A 14,718-nucleotide genomic window follows, 5' to 3' on the forward strand; every position below is an offset into this window, starting at 1 on the left:
GGATGATTGCAGCCGGTAATTGCAAGAACAATCAGACCGTTCCATCTGCCTCATAGGCTTCGATAATCGCCGCGACAAGCGGATGGCGCACCACATCCTTGGAGGTGAAATAGTTGAAGCTGATCTTGTCGATGGATTTCAGCAGCCTTTCCGCATCCGCGAGCCCCGACGACACGCCGCGCGGCAGGTCGATCTGGGTGCGGTCGCCCGTAATAACCATGCGCGATCCTTCACCCAGACGGGTCAGAAACATCTTCATCTGCATCGACGTGGCGTTCTGCGCCTCGTCCAGCACGACATAGGCATTGCTGAGCGTGCGTCCGCGCATGAAAGCCAGTGGCGCGATCTCGATCCGCTTCTCCTCGATCAGTTTGGCGGTCTGTTTGCCGGGCAGAAAATCGTTCAGCGCATCGTAAAGCGGCTGCATATAGGGATCGACCTTGTCCTTCATATCGCCGGGCAGGTAGCCCAGTTTCTCGCCCGCCTCGACAGCGGGGCGTGACAGAACGATCCGGTCGACCTGTCCGGTGATGAACATGGACACGCCCACAGCGACCGCCAGATAGGTCTTGCCCGTGCCGGCAGGACCGATGCCAAAGCAAAGTTCGTTCTGAAACAGGTTTTGTACATAGGTTTTCTGGGCTTCAGTTCTGGGTTCAACCAGCTTGCGGCGGGTTTTGATCTCGACCCTGCCCGAGCGGAACATTTCGAGCTGGTCACCCGACTGGTCAGCCGATGGCTGATCGGAATTACCCATACGGATCTGCCGGTCGATATCGCCCTGCTCAAGCGCGCGTCCTGATTCGAGCCGTTCGTAAAGCGCCTCCAGCACATCTATCGCATTGGCTGTGGCCGTCGCCTCGCCGAAGACAGCCAACTGGTTGCCACGCCGCAGGATCTGCACCTCCAATTTTTTCTCCAACTCAGCCAGATTGCGGTCATATTCGCCACATAGATCTATCAGCAGACGGTTGTCGGGAAATTCTGCCAGTCGTTCAATCTGAGATGACGAGTCGAAGGGCGGGGGCAGGACATTTATGGCCAAGCAGGTCTCCTAGCTGAGGGCGGGCCTGCAGAGGGCGGACCCTGTCACCTGAGATAAGGGTGCCAAGTTGTGCGCCCCTGCGCAAGCGCCATGGTCTTTTTGCCGGCCGATCGGCAATAAAAAATGCCGCAGGCAAAAACCTGCGGCATAATTTCGTGTTTTCGGGTCAGTTCAGAGGATGTCGCCGAAGCGGGAACCCGATTTGAACGGCCCGACTGCCGTACCCGGAGGGGCGACGTTGGAACATACAGGTGCACCATCGGGCTGAAGACGGGGTGACAGATACCCCTCGACACCATCGTCGATGATCCAGTGATCGCACCCGTTGGGGTCGACCCAGACGCCGGCCACAAGCTGGCTGAGATGCTTGGCGTCAAAGCCGCGGTCCCGTGTCTTGTCGGGGCCTACTGTGCAGGCAGACAGGCTAACCGCCGCCCCCAGCAATACTGCACTTTTGAAAAACGTCATATCCAGTCTCCTCAGCGCAGGCAGATGATTTCGACACGGCGGTTCTGCGCCATGCCCTCAGCGGTGGAATTCGTGGCACGCGGCATCCGCTCACCGAAACCGCGCATGTCGATCACATTGGCACCGATGGATTGCGCCACCTGTGCCACGGCCCTTGCACGGCGCAGGCTGAGATTCATGTTATACTCGTCGGAGGCGCGGCTGTCGGTGTGCCCGTGGACCAGATAAGCCCGTGCATTTGCCTGCCGGAAGAACGATGTCAGGCTTTCACGGGCATGCGCGGAGATTTGCGCGCGGTCAGTCGCAAAAAACTGGTCTGTGGGCATCACGCCGCAAACCTCGCCCCGATGGCACACAGGGTTGCCTTGACGGTTCAGGTGGGGCGACATGAAGCCTTCCGCGCCGTCGTCCATAACCCAGTGCTCGCATCCATCCGGGTCAATCCAGATCGTGGGAACATAACGTTCGCCGCGAACGGTTTGCTGGGCCGAGGCTTCGCTGACCAGTCCAGTCACGACCAAAGCGGACACCGCCGCACTGGCCAATGCCGCACGCATAGCTTTGATGATCATCTTGACAGAAGCCTCCATCACAACTCGTTAACAAACTCACCCGCCAGGAGACCTGCAGGGCGCACACACCAATCCAAATACTCTGACAAAAAATCACAGCGGTGGAAAGAGAAATCCACAACATATTGCGACCAACACGGCGACAATACATAGAAATCCCAGCGATTGCGCGCGGAGGGGCTACATACTCGTCACAAAAGGTCTTGTCGGTTGATTGCATACGGCTGCCCAAGCAACCAAAGCGGGTATTCCGACGGAAACTAGTTGCTACTTCAAAACGCCCGACAACGAGTTTGTGCCGCTGCCAGTGATTCTGACGCGTGCAAGCTGTCCGATTGCTGCGTCAACCGACGCATCGGCATCCGCGACGTGAACTGCATGGAGATACTCGGATTTGCCAACCATCTGCCCCGGCAGACGCCCGCTCCGCTCGATCAGGACTGATACATCACGCCCCACCATCCGGTCCTGAACGCGCCGCTGCTGCTCGGCCAGAAGCGCCTGCAAACGGTAAAGCCGCTCTGTCTTGACGTCCTCAACCAGTTGCTCGCGCTCTGCGGCCGGGGTGCCCGGACGTGTCGAATATTTGAACGAATAGGCCTGCCCGTATTCAACCGCACGGATCAACGCCAGTGTCTGCTCGAAATCTTCTTCGGTCTCTTCGGGAAAGCCGACAATGAAATCACCCGATATCAGGATATCGGGACGGGCCGCGCGGATACGCTCGATCAGGCGCAGGTAATCATCGGCCGTGTGGCTGCGGTTCATCCGCTTCAGGATGCGGTCACTCCCAGATTGCACTGGCAAATGCAGATAGGGCATCAGCTTGGCGCAGTGCCCATGTGCCTCGATCAGGTCATCGGACATGTCGTTGGGATGGCTGGTCGTAAAGCGGATACGCTCAAGCCCGTCGATTTCATCAAGCGCCCAGATCAGCCGTGCCAACGACCAGTCGCCATCTGTCCCCGCGCCGTGATAGGCATTCACATTCTGCCCCAGCAGCGTGATCTCGCGCACGCCGCGGTCGACCAGATTGCGCGCTTCCTCAAGGATACGCTCTACAGGGCGGCTGACCTCGGCACCGCGTGTATAGGGCACGACGCAGAAAGCACAGAACTTGTCGCAGCCCTCCTGCACTGTCAGGAATGCAGTCGGCCCGCGCGCTACCTTGGGGCGGTGGCGCAATGTCTCGAACTTGTCATCAGCGGGAAAATCTGTGTCCAGCGCCCGCACGCCCTTGCGTGTGCGGGCCTCAAGCTCGGGCAGACGGTGGTAGCTCTGCGGTCCTACCACCAGATCCACCATCGGCTGGCGGCGCATGATCTCGGCCCCCTCGGCCTGTGCCACGCAACCTGCAACGCCGATCTTCAGATCAGGCTTCGCCGCCTTGAACACTTTCAGACGTCCCAGATCGGAATAGACCTTTTCGACAGCCCTTTCCCGAATATGGCAGGTGTTGAACAGGATCATATCCGCGTCATCGGGTGTCTGCGTCTCGACATAGCCCGACCCGCCCAGCGCTTCGGCCATGCGTTCGCTGTCATAGACATTCATCTGGCAGCCATAGGTTTTGATATAGAGTTTCTTGGGCGTGCTCATGAACCTGTCCTGCCTGTCGGGGTCGGCCTCGTGCTATACCAGAACCGCTGTCTCTTGCAATGCGAACGGAATTCGCGGACCTTGCACGCCAAAAAGCGGTCAGTTCATGTTAAGGGCGATGTCAGGACGATGCGGTATACCAGTCTCAAGGATTTTCTGACGCGCAGCGGCAAGATTCTGGCCAATAGTCCCGTCGCCCTGATCTTCGTCGAGGACGAGATCGAGGTTGCATCGACCTTGCGTCATCATCTGGACGCGGGCTTTGCCACTGTGCTTGTCTTTATGCCCGCAACCTTTGATCTGCCTGACGATCTGTCCCCACTGCTGCACAGGATAGATACAGACACATTGGCGCCCGACATACTCACATCGACCGTCAACAGCCTGATCAAATCCGCGCCGGGGACATGGTTTTTCTACTGCTACAACGCAGAATACCTGTTCTACCCGTTCTGCGAAAGCCGCACAGTGGCCGAGATGCTGGCCTTTCATACAGAAGAGCGGCGCGACGCGATGCTGTGCTATGTCATCGACCTCTATGCCGGTGATCTTGACCTCCATCCGAATGCGGTCAGCATCGAGGATGCCCATCTGGACAAATCCGGCTATTACGCGCTGGCCCGGCCGGACCCTGCCAATTATAATCACCCGCGCGAGCGGCAGCTTGATTTCTTCGGTGGCCTGCGCTGGCGCTATGAGGAACATGTCCCTGCCCCACGCCGCAAGATCGACAGGATCGCCCTGTTCCGTGCCAAGGCGGGGCTGGAACTGCGCGAAGATCACACCTTCAACGACGAAGAATACAATACCTTCGCCTGCCCTTGGCACCACAATATCACAGCGGCAGTATGTTCGTTCCGGACGGCCAAGGCGCTCAAGTCAAATCCGGGATCGACATTCGATATCCATAACTTCCGTTGGCACAATGCCACCCCGTTCGAGTGGCATTCGCGCCAGTTGCTGGACCTCGGACTGATGGAGCCGGGTCAATGGTTCTGAGGAACCGTATCCAGTTAAGATAGCAGCCTTATTCTGCCGCGCGGTCCATCGGCCCCAGAATGGCAGGCTGTGCATTGAGAACGTCGATAGAGAAACCTGACAAGCGTTTGTATTTCTCGGCATGGGCGGCCAGATCGGCGCGCGGGATCACATCGTCGATCTTGTCGAAGACTCCAGCGCAGCGGTCCTCGACCATCTGCATCACCGCATCAGGCCCCGCACCGCGATTGGCGCGCAGGATGCCTTCGGCGCGCGGGCGCATTTCGGCCTCGTAGGTTTCGAGCGCTGCTGGCGTCACGCCATGATCGCGCAGTGCCGCGCCCAGTTTGCGCGCGTCGATGATCGCCTGGCTCGCGCCGTTCGAGCCGACGGGATAGGTCGCATGCGCCGCGTCCCCCGTGAGGGTCACGCGCCCGTCTGTCCAGCGCGCCATCGGCTCGCGGTCTACCATCGGGTATTCGTAAACGGGCCCCGCGACATTGCGGATCATCTCGGGGCAGTTGACCCAGCCGAAGTCCCAATCCTCGAAAGCGGGCAGGAATTCAGCGGGATCGGCAGGTTTGTTCCAGTCGCCCTTGGCCATTGTCCGGCCCGGATCGACCCGTAACTCGGCGATCCAGTTCATATCGGCCAGACCCGTTTCAGGGTCGGTGGCCGAGATCGGATAGGCCACGAAACGTTGCGTGTCATGCCCCGAAAGGATCATCGCGGCCCCGCCAAGGAATGGTGCCGCGCGGCTGACGCCGCGCCACATGATCGCGCCGTTCCAGATCGGCTCGCCTTCGTCCGGCAGCATCTGCGCGCGGATGGCCGAGCGGATACCATCGGCAGCGATCACCAGATCACCCTCCGCCGTGGTTCCATCGCTCAGGATCAGGCGAACCGATTGCGGCCTTGTCTCGTAGCGCAGGACGCCCGCTCCAGTCACAACGCAATCGGCACCGGCCCGAAGGCGCAATTCGTCCAGCAGCATCATCTGCAACTGGCCGCGATGGATCGAATATTGCGGCCATGTATACCCAGCAAACTGGCCCCGTGGCTCAGCCCAGATTTCCAGACCTGTTTTTGTATAGAAACCGTATTGCCGTGTCCGCACGCCAATCGCGTCCAGTCGCGGCTGCAGACCCAGATCGTAGAGTTCGCGCACCGCATTGGGCTGGATGTTGATGCCTACCCCAAGGGGACGCATCTCGCCGACACGCTCGTATATGCGAAAGGGAATGCCCAACTGGTGCAACGTCAGGCCCATGGCCAGACCCGCAATTCCCGCGCCCGCGATCAGAACCGTCATCCCCTTGCCCCCGATACCAGATTCTACTTGCCTCAAGTATCCCCCCGCGGAGCGTCCTTGCCCCGCAGCGCGCGGCACCTTCAGATATTGTCAGGCTGCGGCATGCCCAGCACATGATATCCGCCATCAACGCGGATGATCTCGCCTGTCGTGCACGCACCTGCATCCGAGGCCAGATAGACCGCCGTGCCGCCGACCGCTTCCAGCGTAGCGTTAGATCGCAGGGGCGCATTCATGTCGGTGTGTTTATAGGTCTTGCGCGCCCCGCCGATGGCGGCTCCTGCCAGCGTCTTCATCGGGCCGGGGCTGATCGCGTTGACGCGGATACTTTCGGGGCCAAGGTCATTGGCAAGGTAGCGCACAGCGGCCTCCAGTGCCGCCTTGGCTACGCCCATAACGTTGTAGAAGGGCGTCACGCGGTTCGATCCCTGATAGGTCAGCGTCAGGATCGTACCACCGTTCTCGACCATCAACGGATGGGCGCGGCGGGCGACCTCGATCAGCGAATAGCAGGAGATATCCAGCGAATTGCGGAAATTGGCGCGGCTGGTGTTCAAAAAGCGCCCTGTCAGTTCGTTTTTGTCGGAAAAGGCGATGGCATGGACCACGAAGTCGATTGTGGGCCAGCGCGCGGACAAAGCCTCGAACGCTGCATCAAGGCTGGCGTCATCGGTCACATCCACATCCACCATGAAGTCCGAGCCTACGCTTTCCGCCAGCGGTTTCAGCCGCGAGCCGAAGGCGTCGCCCTGATAGGTGAAGGCCAACTCGGCCCCCGCCTCGGCCATCGCTTTGGCGATTCCCCATGCGATCGAGCGTTCGTTGGCGACCCCCATGATAAGGCCGCGTTTGCCCTCCATCTGTCCTGTCATGTCAGATCACCCGTGATATTTCGACAAAAGCATCGAGCCGTTGGTGCCGCCAAAACCGAAGCTGTTGGTCATCACCGTATCAAGCCCCGCATTGTCGATGCGTGCTGTGGCGATCTCGCCTGCGTCGATCACAGGATCAAGCGTTTTTACGTTGATCGAGGGCGCGATGAAGTCATGCTCCAGCATCAGCAGGCAATAGATCGCCTCCTGCGCGCCGGTGGCCCCCTGGCTGTGGCCGGTCATGGATTTGGTCGAGGAAATCAGCGGCATGGTGCCGCGACCGAAGACGCGGCGGACAGCCTCGACCTCGCCTACGTCGCCAACGGGTGTCGATGTGCCATGCGCGTTGATATAGCCAACTTTGCGGTCTTTGTTCAGCCCGGCCAAGGTAAGACGCATCGCGCGCTCGCCGCCCTCGCCGGAGGGGGCAACCATGTCGTGTCCGTCCGATGTCGCGGCATAGCCGGTCACTTCGGCATAGATTTTCGCGCCGCGTGCCAGTGCGTGATCAAGGTCTTCCAGCACGACAATGCCGCCGCCACCTGCGATGACAAAGCCATCGCGATCCGCATCGAAGGCGCGCGAGGCTAGTTCCGGCGTGTCGTTATATTTGCTGCTCATCGCGCCCATCGCGTCGAACAGGCAGGACAGAGTCCAGTCCAGTTCCTCGCCGCCGCCGGCGAACATCACATCCTGCTTGCCCATCATGATCTGCTCTGCCGCGTTCCCGATACAATGCAGAGAGGTCGAGCAGGCCGAGGTGATGGAATAGTTGATGCCCTTGATCTTATAGGCTGTGCTGAGATTGGCCGAAATCGTCGACGACATGCATTTTGGCACGGCGAAAGGCCCGATCCGCTTGGGGCTGCCATTAGACAGCACGGTCTGATGCGCCACCAGCATCGAGGATGTCGATGGGCCGCCGGAGCCTGCAACAAGTCCTGTGCGCTCGTTCGAGATATCCGTCTCGGTCAGGCCCGCATCGGCGATAGCCTGTCCCATCGCGATATGGGCATAGGCAGCGCCAGGCCCCATGAAGCGCAGAGTGCGCTTGTCCACGTGTTCGGCCACATCAAGGCGCACATCGCCCGCGATCTGACTGCGGAACCCGTGCTCCTTCATCGCTTCGTTGGCGCGGATACCGGAGCGGCCCGCCTTGAGCGCCTCGAGAACTTCCGAGGCATTGTTGCCGATGCTGGACACGATCCCCAGACCTGTGACGACGACGCGGCGCATAGACGCCCTCCTTCTTATTGATAAGCAGTAAGATCAGCTTTCGCTCAGCGCGACTTTCATGTCCTTGACCTGATAAATCACCTCGCCATCCGCCTCGACGATCCCATCGGCGACACCCATAGTCAGGCGGCGGGTCTGGATCGCTTTGGTGAAATCCACTTTGTAGGTCAGCAGCTTGCGCTCGGGGCGCACCATGCCCGTCAGCTTGACCTCGCCCACGCCCAGCGCATAGCCGCGTCCCTGCCAGCCGCGCCAACCAAGGTTGAAGCCTGTCAACTGCCACAATCCGTCCAGACCCAGACAGCCGGGCATGATCGGGTTGCCTGGGAAATGGCAAGCAAAGAACCAAAGGTCGGGGGTGATGTCGAATTCTGCCACCACATGGCCCTTGCCATGCAGCCCGCCATCACCGGAAATATCGGTGATGCGATCCATCATCAGCATCGGCGGCTCGGGAAGCTGGGCATTGCCCGGACCGAAAAGCTCGCCGCGCGCGCATTTCAGCAGATCTTCCTTGTCGAAACGGTTCGGAAACTGGGCCATGCAGGTGTGGTCCTTTTCTGTCTTCGAAGGTGCTTTTTCAGTTTGACCCCTCTAGCACCCGCCCGCAAGCCCTTGCAAGCCTGCCCGTCAGGCAGATTGGCCTCGGTAAAAGCATATGGCACTGTCGATGCGGCAAGTCAGGCTTGCCCGCACATTAACGGCGCATCCTGGCTTTGCCCTGTTTGCAATTGAAATTTCCCCCATGCGGGCTTTATATTACATTCGAGACATCGATATGACGTGAAGATGACCAGGATGGACAGCGCAAAGATGGATAATATCCAGACAGAACGGGCCCAGAAACGTGGAAATGCATGGCTGGCAACTGCCGGTCTGCGACCCACGCGTCAAAGGGTTGCGCTGGCGGCATTGCTGGTTGGTGACGGCGAACATCGGCATGTCACCGCAGAAAGCCTGTTCGCGGCCGTGCAGGATCATGGCGAGCAGGTCTCGCTCGCCACTGTTTACAATACGCTGCGCGCCTTTTGCGATGCGGGATTGATGCACGAGATCACGGTGGACGGAACCAAAAGCTATTTCGACACAAACACACATGACCACCCCCATTTCTTCTGGGAAGACAGCGGCACCCTGACCGATGCTCCGAGCGAGGAGTTGGAGATCACGCGCATCCCGAATGCACCGGACGGGGCTGAAATCGCCTCGGTCGATGTGGTGATCCGGTTGCGCCGGAAATAGGCCTTTGCCTGTGTAGAAATCCCCTTCGCCCCGCCCCTGTGTGGGGCGTTTTTGTATCTCGCCCCGACGAAAGCCCGCATTATGAAAGCCATCGCCTATTCCGCCTTCGGTGCAGCAGTCGATGTTCTGCGTCTGACCGAGTTGCCCACACCGGACCCGGCGGCGGACGAAGTGCTGGTCAGGTTGACACATTCAGGGGTGAACCCGTCAGATGTGAAATCCCGCGCTGGCGGGCGGCCCGGCATGACCAAACCGCCTTTTGACGTGATCATTCCCCATTCGGACGGTGCAGGCGTTATCGAGGCTGTGGGCGAAGGCGTCGACAGGGCGCGGATCGGACAGAAGGTCTGGATCTGGAACGGCCAGTGGCGCAGACCCTTTGGGACTGCCGCCGAGATGATCGCCCTGCCCGCTGGTCAAGCCGTCGCCTTGCCCGAGGCAATGCGCCCAGAAGAAGGAGCAACACTGGGCATTCCGGGGCTTACGGCCGCGCATTCTGTGTTCGGCGGAGGCAACGTTGCGGGAAAGACGCTGCTGGTTTCTGGTGGCGCGGGCGCTGTCGGGAATAACGCGGTGCAACTGGCGCGCTGGGGTGGCGCAAGGGTGATCGCCACGGCTTCGCCCGCGGACTTCGACCGTGTGAGGGCGGCTGGTGCCGAGACCGTTCTGGATTATCGCAGCCCCGATCTGGCTGCGCAGGTGCTGGAACTGACCCAAGGCAAAGGTGTAGACCGCGCCGTGGAGGTAGAATTCGGGCTGAACGCGGTCATGCTGGAGCAGGTCGTGGCCGAGACCGGCACAGTTGCTGCCTATGGTTCAGCCTTGCAGATGTCACCCGTCCTACCCTTTCGTGACTATCTGTTCAAAGCGATTACCGTCGATATCGTGCTGGTCTATCTGCTTGATCCCGCACAACGCGCCACGGCGATCGACATTCTGCACCGCGCTCACGCCGAGGGCGGGCTGGTTCCTGCGATCCATGCCCGCTTTGCGCTGGCGGATTGCATTGCAGCCCATGAATGCGTCGAAGCCGGTCGACGTGCAGGCGCCGTGTTGCTGGAGGCTGGCTGATAAGCATTTGCGCAACAGATCATCCCGTTTCCCAAGCCGATGACGCGGTCATGGATATTTAGAGCAAGAAGAAGCTCAGGTCGGTGGCAGGGTGGTCACGCGCGCGCGGCTGGCCCTGAGACCGGGCTGAAAGTTTTCCGCATCGCCGTAATCGACAAATTGTGCGTAATAGGCATGACGCTCGCCCACGCGTGCTGCGTGTTTGATGGGACACCAATAGGCCTCGGTGCGTCCGGCAATTTCCAGAATGTAGGCCAGTAGCCCCGTGCAGTAGCCGCAATAGACACAGTTCAGTTTTTGCAGACCATTGAGATAGGCCAGATGATGACGGTCGATACGGATGTAATCCGCGCGCCGGACGGGTTGTATGCGATAGACCGGAAAGCAGATCCGCTGGTAGATCGTCACAAAGATATCCAGCAGCAGGAACGGCAGGATCAGCGCGTAGATGAAAGGCGATGTCAAAATCACCAACGGACGCGCCTCGCGCAGGAAGTCCGACAACTGCACCTTGAAGGCCTGATGCTGACGACGCACTTCCGCGTCAAAAGAGACGCGGCCATTCTCGAGGTGGTAAAGGAACGCGGCGCGGCGATGATCGAATTCGGTTTCGAGTTGTTCTTGCAACTCGCGGATACGCTGCAGGATCGTGTCGTCGGGTTTGCTCATGGCATGCCTCCGGCCTTGGCTGTGTCTGCACATCATAGAAAAGGCGCGGGACAATTGCATCCCGCGCCTTGATCCGATCCGCTTTTTTAGAAACGCGTCAGGCGATCTCGACCAGTTCGATAGCAAAGGTAAGGTCACGGCCCGCAAGCGGGTGGTTCGCATCCAGTGTCACCTCGGTTTCGGTGACCTCGACCACGGTGACGGGCATCACCTGCCCTTGCGGGGTCTGGACTTGCAACTGCGTGCCAAGGTCCAGTGGAATATCATCGGGAATTTCGGCCCGCGGCACCGCCTGAAGGGCATTCGGATCGGAATGGCCATAGGCCTGATCTGCCGGCACTTCGACGAGTTTCTTTTCACCAACCGCCATGCCGGGTATCGCGGCATCCAGACCCGCTATGATCTGGCCGGAGCCGACCACGAATTCCAGAGGGTCGCGGCCCTGCGAGCTGTCGAAGGTGGCCCCGTCCGACAGGGTTCCGGTGTAATGAATGCGGACGGTATCGCCCGGTTTTACCTGCGTCATGGCTGTTCCATTTCTATTTGGGACTGATGAATTTTCGAGGCCGCTTCACCCTTTTCGGGCACGGGTACTCGGGTTGCATCCTCCAAAGTTATAGAGGCTATCCCGAATTTGCAAACCGACTGTCCAATCTCTGCGATCTTGGGCTTATTAACTCTTTTCCCCTGCCCGCAGCCGTGCAAGTCTGTCACGAAAAGGACAGCGTCAGCCTATGATCACTACCTGTATATTCGATGCCTATGGAACGCTTTTCGATGTCGCGGCCGCAGCGCGTCAGGTTGCCAGCGAACCAGGGCGCGCAGATTTCGCCCAGCACTGGCCCGCCCTGTCCGAGAAATGGCGCCAAAAACAACTGCAATACAGCTGGTTGCGCGCGATCACTGGCGACCATACCGACTTCTGGAGCGTCACGAAGGACGGGCTGGATTGGGCGCTGGAATCCGAAGGGCTGGATGATGATAGCGGTTTGCGCGACCGCTTGTTGGCGCTCTACTGGCAATTGAGCGCCTTTCCCGAGGTTCCAGCGATGCTGGCAAAACTGCGCGAAGCTGGGATGAACACCGCGATCCTGTCCAACGGAAGCCCTGAAATGCTGTCAGGTGCCGTGCAGTCAGCAGGGCTGGGCGAGGTTCTGGACGATGTGCTGTCGGTCGAATCGGTCGGGATCTTCAAACCCGCGCCGCAGGTCTACGACATGGTCATCCAGCGGTTTGGCTGCGCCAAGTCGCATGTCTTGTTCGTATCATCGAACGGTTGGGACGCAAGCGCCGCGGCCGCCTACGGCTTTGCCACCGTCTGGGTCAACCGCGCAGGCGATCCGGTCGACCGTCTTCCCGGACAGCCCGACCATATCCTGCGCGATCTTGTCTCAATCCCCGATCTGGTGACCCGCTGATGCCCAATTTCCTGACGTCTGATCAGCTTTCCCTGCATTACGAGGATACGGGGAGCGGGCTTCCGGTTCTGTGCCTCTCGGGTCTGACACGCAATGCGCGGGATTTCGATTTTGTGGCACCGCATCTGACGGGTATCCGCATGATCCGTCTGGATTACCGCGGGCGTGGTCAATCGCAGTGGTCGCCCGACCCGTTGACCTACACAGTGCCGCGCGAGGCGCAGGATGTGCTGGAATTGATGGATCATCTGGGTCTTGCACAGGCCGCCGTTCTTGGCACATCGCGCGGCGGGCTGATCGCAATGGTTCTGGCGGCCACGGCAAAGCACCGTCTGCTGGGCGTGGCCCTCAATGATATCGGCCCTGTGCTCGCACCGCAGGGGCTGGAGGTGATCATGGAGTATCTTGGCCGCAATCCCGATGCCGCCACGCTTGATGATCTGGCAGTGATGCGGAAATCGGCGATGGAGGCAAATTTCCCCGATGTTCCGCTTGAACGCTGGCGCAAAGAGGTCGGCCATACCCATCAGGAAACTGCCCGGGGAGTGGCGATCAATTACGATCCCGACCTTCGGGCCGCCGTTCTGGCGGCGGGGGCAACAGGCGCGCCCGATATGTGGCCCCTGTTCGAAGCGATCAGCCCCTTGCCTGCCGCCGTGATCCACGGGACAAATTCGGATCTGCTGAGCCACGACACCGTGGCGCAAATGGCCCAGCGCATGCCCGGCCTGATCGTTGCCCATGTTCCCGACAGGGCGCATATCCCCTTTCTTGACGAGCCGGAAGCACTGGACGCGTTGCATCGCTGGCTGGGGCAGATGGCATGAATATCGAGATGATCCGCGCCGCTGCGGAACGGCTTGAGGGTCACGCGCGGCGCACGCCGCTTCTATCCTCACCCTTTATCGACCATCTGGCGGGGCGGCGCGTTTTCATCAAAGCCGAATGTCTGCAACATACAGGCAGTTTCAAGTATCGCGGTGGCTATGCCGCTGTCTCGGCGCTTGATCCTGACACGCGCGCCAGCGGGGTAATCGCCTTTTCATCGGGCAATCACGCGCAGGGTGTCGCTTTGGCGGCGGCGCAGCACGGGGTGCCTTCCGTGATCATCATGCCATCCGATGCCCCGCGCCTGAAGATCGAAAATACCAGCGCCTTCGGGGCCGAGGTGGTTCTGTATGACCGCGCGACCGAGGATCGTGATGCCATCGGCGAAGCCATGGCGAAAGACAGGGGGCTGACCCTGATCAAGCCGTTTGACGAGCCGCAGGTAATCGCTGGCCAAGGCACAACAGGGCTTGAGATCGCTGCACAGGCACGTCTTGAAGGTGTCGAGACTGCCGATGTTCTGGTGTGTTGCGGTGGCGGCGGGCTGACTTCGGGGATCGCATTGGCGCTGGAAGCCGATGCACCGGGCCTGCGCGCGCGACCCGTCGAACCATTCGGTTTTGATGACGCGACAAAATCGCTGGCAGCCGGATCAATTCAGCGCAATGCCCGCATGTCTGGAAGTCTTTGCGACGCCATCGTGACGCCGCAACCGGGGGATTTGACCTTTCCGATCATGCAACGGCTTTGTGGTTCCGGACTGGTCGTGACCGATCAGGAGGCTTTGCGCGCCGTGGCGCAGGCGTTCTTGCGGCTCAAGATCGTTCTCGAACCGGGTGGCGCGGTGGCGCTGGCGGCGGCATTGTTCCGGCGCGACCAGATCGAAGGGGATGCCGTCATTGTAATCGCATCGGGCGGCAACGTGGATCTGGATATCTATGAACAGGCCCTGAAAACTTTGAAATCGTGAAAGAGCGCCGGTTCCATTCCGCACCGGACATGAAGTTATCCACAACCAGAGGTAAGGTATTCCCGCCTTTGCGGATCTGTCTTTGGATGCAAAGCTGACGTTATTCACCACGTCTTTTATTCGGCCCTGTTTCGGGGCAATTGCATCAGAAGGTCCTGATTATCATGAAGAATTTTATTGTGTCCCATCGCGCTCTGTTGGTTTTGGCAAGCCTCGGCGGTTATGCCTTTGCCTCACTGTTTCTCAAGTCGTCCATGACCGATACATCGTCGGGCTGGCATCTCGGACTTCTCGCACTTTTTGCGCTCGGTCTTGTTCTTTTGGTCTCGATGGTGTCGACGCTGAACGAGCCGCCCGGGTTGCATCACGCCTTGGGCGGGTTGCTTGTGCTGACGGGGATCATTGTTTTCAACCTGTGATCACCCGCCTACCGGCAGA

General features: G+C 59.7%; 17 protein-coding genes. 7 read left to right on the plus strand and 10 right to left on the minus strand.

All coding sequences use genetic code 11. The annotated features are described in order from the left end of the window. Window positions 1–31: 31 nt before the first annotated feature. From K7H22_RS15755 to miaB, 4 genes are all read right to left on the minus strand, one after another. Window positions 32–1,045, minus strand: a complete 1,014-nt coding sequence (locus tag K7H22_RS15755; RefSeq protein WP_230801838.1) for a PhoH family protein — start codon at window positions 1,043–1,045, stop codon at window positions 32–34. Between the two features lie 171 nt (window positions 1,046–1,216). Then, complete coding sequence (locus K7H22_RS15760; protein ID WP_230801839.1) at window positions 1,217–1,513, minus strand: hypothetical protein; 297 nt, start codon at window positions 1,511–1,513, stop codon at window positions 1,217–1,219. A gap of 11 nt (window positions 1,514–1,524) precedes the next feature. Beyond that, entirely contained in the window at window positions 1,525–2,085 is a 561-nt protein-coding gene (locus K7H22_RS15765; protein ID WP_230801840.1) for an OmpA family protein, read from the minus strand. 267 nt (window positions 2,086–2,352) lie between these two features. Then, window positions 2,353–3,684, minus strand: a complete 1,332-nt coding sequence (miaB, locus tag K7H22_RS15770) for a tRNA (N6-isopentenyl adenosine(37)-C2)-methylthiotransferase MiaB (RefSeq protein ID WP_230801841.1) — start codon at window positions 3,682–3,684, stop codon at window positions 2,353–2,355. 129 nt (window positions 3,685–3,813) lie between these two features. On the opposite strand from miaB, the gene K7H22_RS15775 reads away from it, so the two are divergent. Then, window positions 3,814–4,683, plus strand: a complete 870-nt coding sequence (locus tag K7H22_RS15775; RefSeq protein WP_230801842.1) for a hypothetical protein — start codon at window positions 3,814–3,816, stop codon at window positions 4,681–4,683. Window positions 4,684–4,711: 28 nt separating this feature from the next. Here the strand turns inward: K7H22_RS15775 and K7H22_RS15780 are convergent, their stop codons facing one another. The 4 genes from K7H22_RS15780 to fabA all read right to left on the minus strand — a co-directional run bounded on the left by K7H22_RS15780 (window position 4,712) and on the right by fabA (window position 8,625). Then, a complete protein-coding gene (locus K7H22_RS15780; RefSeq protein WP_230801843.1) occupies window positions 4,712–5,974 on the minus strand; it encodes a flavin-dependent oxidoreductase in 1,263 nt (420 codons plus the stop codon). 80 nt (window positions 5,975–6,054) lie between these two features. Further along, window positions 6,055–6,846: an enoyl-ACP reductase FabI gene (locus K7H22_RS15785; RefSeq protein WP_230801844.1), complete on the minus strand. Its 792-nt coding sequence runs from the start codon at window positions 6,844–6,846 to the stop codon at window positions 6,055–6,057. A 6-nt stretch (window positions 6,847–6,852) separates the two neighbouring features. Next, window positions 6,853–8,082: a beta-ketoacyl-ACP synthase I gene (gene fabB / locus K7H22_RS15790; protein ID WP_230801845.1), complete on the minus strand. Its 1,230-nt coding sequence runs from the start codon at window positions 8,080–8,082 to the stop codon at window positions 6,853–6,855. A gap of 33 nt (window positions 8,083–8,115) precedes the next feature. Further along, entirely contained in the window at window positions 8,116–8,625 is a 510-nt protein-coding gene (gene fabA, locus K7H22_RS15795; RefSeq protein ID WP_230801846.1) for a bifunctional 3-hydroxydecanoyl-ACP dehydratase/trans-2-decenoyl-ACP isomerase, read from the minus strand. A 270-nt stretch (window positions 8,626–8,895) separates the two neighbouring features. Between fabA and irrA the strand changes: the two genes are divergently transcribed. Both irrA and K7H22_RS15805 read left to right on the plus strand, forming a co-directional pair. Then, the gene (irrA, locus tag K7H22_RS15800) at window positions 8,896–9,324 is read left to right on the plus strand and encodes an iron response transcriptional regulator IrrA (RefSeq protein WP_230801847.1); all 429 of its coding nucleotides are present in this window, start codon (window positions 8,896–8,898) and stop codon (window positions 9,322–9,324) included. A gap of 81 nt (window positions 9,325–9,405) precedes the next feature. Further along, window positions 9,406–10,395: an NADPH:quinone reductase gene (locus tag K7H22_RS15805; RefSeq protein WP_230801848.1), complete on the plus strand. Its 990-nt coding sequence runs from the start codon at window positions 9,406–9,408 to the stop codon at window positions 10,393–10,395. A 75-nt stretch (window positions 10,396–10,470) separates the two neighbouring features. Here K7H22_RS15805 and K7H22_RS15810 read toward each other — a convergent pair whose 3' ends face one another. Both K7H22_RS15810 and K7H22_RS15815 read right to left on the minus strand, forming a co-directional pair. Beyond that, on the minus strand, window positions 10,471–11,064 hold the full coding sequence (locus tag K7H22_RS15810) for a hypothetical protein (protein ID WP_230801849.1): 594 nt from the start codon (window positions 11,062–11,064) through the stop codon (window positions 10,471–10,473). A 97-nt stretch (window positions 11,065–11,161) separates the two neighbouring features. Further along, window positions 11,162–11,590, minus strand: coding sequence for an FKBP-type peptidyl-prolyl cis-trans isomerase (locus tag K7H22_RS15815; RefSeq protein ID WP_230801850.1), 429 nt, complete (start codon window positions 11,588–11,590; stop codon window positions 11,162–11,164). 208 nt (window positions 11,591–11,798) lie between these two features. Between K7H22_RS15815 and K7H22_RS15820 the strand changes: the two genes are divergently transcribed. The 4 genes from K7H22_RS15820 (at window position 11,799) to K7H22_RS15835 (ending at window position 14,699) form a co-directional block, all read left to right on the plus strand. After that, window positions 11,799–12,482, plus strand: coding sequence for a haloacid dehalogenase type II (locus tag K7H22_RS15820; RefSeq protein WP_230801851.1), 684 nt, complete (start codon window positions 11,799–11,801; stop codon window positions 12,480–12,482). Then, window positions 12,482–13,309: an alpha/beta fold hydrolase gene (locus tag K7H22_RS15825; RefSeq protein ID WP_230801852.1), complete on the plus strand. Its 828-nt coding sequence runs from the start codon at window positions 12,482–12,484 to the stop codon at window positions 13,307–13,309. Before K7H22_RS15820 ends, K7H22_RS15825 begins: the two co-directional genes overlap by 1 nt. Continuing rightward, the gene (locus K7H22_RS15830; RefSeq protein ID WP_230801853.1) at window positions 13,306–14,280 is read left to right on the plus strand and encodes a threonine ammonia-lyase; all 975 of its coding nucleotides are present in this window, start codon (window positions 13,306–13,308) and stop codon (window positions 14,278–14,280) included. The genes K7H22_RS15825 and K7H22_RS15830 overlap by 4 nt, the downstream gene beginning before the upstream one ends. A 164-nt stretch (window positions 14,281–14,444) precedes the next feature. Continuing rightward, a complete protein-coding gene (locus tag K7H22_RS15835; protein ID WP_230801854.1) occupies window positions 14,445–14,699 on the plus strand; it encodes a hypothetical protein in 255 nt (84 codons plus the stop codon). Window positions 14,700–14,718 lie beyond the last annotated feature (19 nt).

This window comes from Seohaeicola saemankumensis (assembly GCF_021021435.1).
Classification (GTDB): domain Bacteria; phylum Pseudomonadota; class Alphaproteobacteria; order Rhodobacterales; family Rhodobacteraceae; genus Seohaeicola.

Excerpts from the sequence above, each read along its gene's own strand:
- K7H22_RS15760 (WP_230801839.1), bottom strand. The coding sequence starts at position 1,513 with ATGACGTTTTTCAAAAGTGCAGTATTGCTGGGGGCGGCGGTTAGCCTG.
- K7H22_RS15765 (WP_230801840.1), bottom strand. The coding sequence starts at position 2,085 with ATGATCATCAAAGCTATGCGTGCGGCATTGGCCAGTGCGGCGGTGTCC.
- miaB (WP_230801841.1), bottom strand. The coding sequence starts at position 3,684 with ATGAGCACGCCCAAGAAACTCTATATCAAAACCTATGGCTGCCAGATG.
- K7H22_RS15775 (WP_230801842.1), top strand. The coding sequence starts at position 3,814 with ATGCGGTATACCAGTCTCAAGGATTTTCTGACGCGCAGCGGCAAGATT.
- K7H22_RS15780 (WP_230801843.1), bottom strand. The coding sequence starts at position 5,974 with ATGACGGTTCTGATCGCGGGCGCGGGAATTGCGGGTCTGGCCATGGGC.
- K7H22_RS15785 (WP_230801844.1), bottom strand. The coding sequence starts at position 6,846 with ATGACAGGACAGATGGAGGGCAAACGCGGCCTTATCATGGGGGTCGCC.
- fabB (WP_230801845.1), bottom strand. The coding sequence starts at position 8,082 with ATGCGCCGCGTCGTCGTCACAGGTCTGGGGATCGTGTCCAGCATCGGC.
- fabA (WP_230801846.1), bottom strand. The coding sequence starts at position 8,625 with ATGGCCCAGTTTCCGAACCGTTTCGACAAGGAAGATCTGCTGAAATGC.
- irrA (WP_230801847.1), top strand. The coding sequence starts at position 8,896 with ATGGATAATATCCAGACAGAACGGGCCCAGAAACGTGGAAATGCATGG.
- K7H22_RS15805 (WP_230801848.1), top strand. The coding sequence starts at position 9,406 with ATGAAAGCCATCGCCTATTCCGCCTTCGGTGCAGCAGTCGATGTTCTG.
- K7H22_RS15810 (WP_230801849.1), bottom strand. The coding sequence starts at position 11,064 with ATGAGCAAACCCGACGACACGATCCTGCAGCGTATCCGCGAGTTGCAA.
- K7H22_RS15815 (WP_230801850.1), bottom strand. The coding sequence starts at position 11,590 with ATGACGCAGGTAAAACCGGGCGATACCGTCCGCATTCATTACACCGGA.
- K7H22_RS15820 (WP_230801851.1), top strand. The coding sequence starts at position 11,799 with ATGATCACTACCTGTATATTCGATGCCTATGGAACGCTTTTCGATGTC.
- K7H22_RS15825 (WP_230801852.1), top strand. The coding sequence starts at position 12,482 with ATGCCCAATTTCCTGACGTCTGATCAGCTTTCCCTGCATTACGAGGAT.
- K7H22_RS15830 (WP_230801853.1), top strand. The coding sequence starts at position 13,306 with ATGAATATCGAGATGATCCGCGCCGCTGCGGAACGGCTTGAGGGTCAC.
- K7H22_RS15835 (WP_230801854.1), top strand. The coding sequence starts at position 14,445 with ATGAAGAATTTTATTGTGTCCCATCGCGCTCTGTTGGTTTTGGCAAGC.